The following is a 1084-nucleotide window of genomic DNA, read 5'->3' on the forward strand; positions in this document are numbered from 1 at the left end:
GTATTGCGACCGCTGGGTCCTCCGATGAGGAGCCCGCTCCTCCGCTCGGCCGAGGTCCCTGAAATGAGCTCCAGGAGCTCCCTCGACTTCCTCCTCCCGATGCCACCCGCCGAGATCAGCGCCTTACGGACCGCCTCCGACCAAGATAATCTGACCACCGGCGCCCTGTAGAAATCAAGCTGGTATCTGTCCCTCAGGATCCTTCCAATATTCTTGCCCTCCTCGAAGGCCCGCTGGAAGTCGAACCCGCTCCCCGGGAAGGTCCGCCTCGCCCACAGTATGTTCCTCCTCAGGAAGATGTTAACAAGTCTTCCATACCTCGGCGGCGCCGCCTCACATAAGGCCGCCCTTCCCCTGATCATGTGGTACGCACCGAATGCCCTAGAGGAAGACGATCCGCCCAAGTGCTTGACCGCGGGCACCGGATGGAATTCCACTCTCCACCCGGAGTTCCACAGCTTCACGCCCAGCGTGGTATCGTCGAAGTACATGAACAGCTCCTCGTCGAACACCTGCTCGCGCCCACGATTCGCGTCCAACACGGCCTCGTTACTTATAATAGCAGCTGCCCCCATCGGAAACGTCTCCTCTATTGCGCGGTACATGCCCTCACGGAAATCAGCAAATATAGGGGATATTATTGTATACATCTCGTCGAGGAACGCTGGAACACTCGACAGTTTGCCGTCCCTGTAGTCGAGAATAGCGCCGTTGAGCGCGCCGATACTCGGGTTCTTTCCCATGATGGTCATCAGTAGCCCTAGGGAGCCCGGGAGCAGGACAGCGTCGTTGTTGAGAAGCAGCGTGTACTCCGATTCCTTGGACCTGGCCCTGAATCCTAGGTTATTTCCTCCGGTGAATCCGGTGTTCCTCTCCGACCTCACCACAGTTGTCCTCCTGAGCCCGGCGGACTCCACGTACTTGGAGATGGCTTCGTAGCTCCCATCAGTCGATCCGTTGTCCACCAGGATGAACTCGTAGCTGTCGTACCCTGCTACCTTGATGCTTTCCACGGCCTCCCTCATGACATCCATTATCTTGGCGCCGTTGTAGTTCAGCATTATAATTGAGAGGAGCGGCTGCA

The 1084-nt window shown here is 57.7% G+C and carries 1 protein-coding gene; it reads right to left on the minus strand.

Features of this window, described 5'->3' with window-relative positions:
* Positions 1-1084, minus strand: a 1084-nt coding sequence (locus ABJK56_RS06685) for a glycosyltransferase family 2 protein (RefSeq protein ID WP_347243889.1), incomplete at both ends; no start/stop codon positions are given.

The organism is Thermogutta sp. (assembly GCF_039793925.1).
Lineage (GTDB): Bacteria > Planctomycetota > Planctomycetia > Pirellulales > Thermoguttaceae > Thermogutta.